1 pseudogene is annotated in these 657 nt (G+C 41.7%); it reads left to right on the top strand.

The features are described 5' to 3' along the window. Positions 1-657: pseudogene (locus ACFO6W_RS26000) on the top strand (hypothetical protein); the annotation flags it as partial.

Here is a 657-nt window from a genome sequence, read left to right as displayed (position 1 = left end):
CTGACTGCTCTTATCTTGCTGTCTGCGGCAATGATAGTGCTTTATATTCCTTTTGCCCCCGGTCATGATTTCTATTTCCATTGCGGAAGGTTGCAGGCACTGATCGATAATCTGGGAAGCCCGTTTCTTATCTATCTGGACTATGATGGAGCAAACGGCTACGGATATTTTACAAAAGCATTTTACCCGGACGTCATGCTGATCCCTTTTGCCATCCTGGGTAAATTTATTCCCCTGATATACGTTTACCTCATTATGCTTTTTTCCATCACTGTCCTGTGTGGTATTTCGTCCTATTTGTTTGTGAACTATCTCTTTAAGGATTCTTTTGCTGCCGCGGTTTCATCATTGTTATATACATTCAGTGTCTATCGTATAATCAATTTGTATGAACGGGCCGCGTTGGGTGAAAGTATCTCCCTCTCCCTTATTCCTTTCGTCCTTTTAGGGCTTTGTCTTATAATTAAGGGTGATTACAAAAAATGGTATGTCTTAGCCATAGCATATAGCCTGCTGATTTTCACGCACCTGATTTCATCGGTACTGATGTTTGTAACGGCAGTCATTTTGCTTGCCGTCAATTATAAGAGCCTGGTAAAAGAGCCGAAACGTCTCGGCTATTTAGTGCTGGCAGGTATCGTAACCATAGTTATTACA

It is taken from the genome of Dysgonomonas termitidis, from assembly GCF_042654545.1.
In the GTDB taxonomy this organism is placed as follows: domain Bacteria; phylum Bacteroidota; class Bacteroidia; order Bacteroidales; family Dysgonomonadaceae; genus Dysgonomonas; species Dysgonomonas termitidis.
The sequence above is the reverse complement of the archived record's forward strand: the minus strand, read 5'-3'. Positions and strand labels throughout refer to the sequence as shown.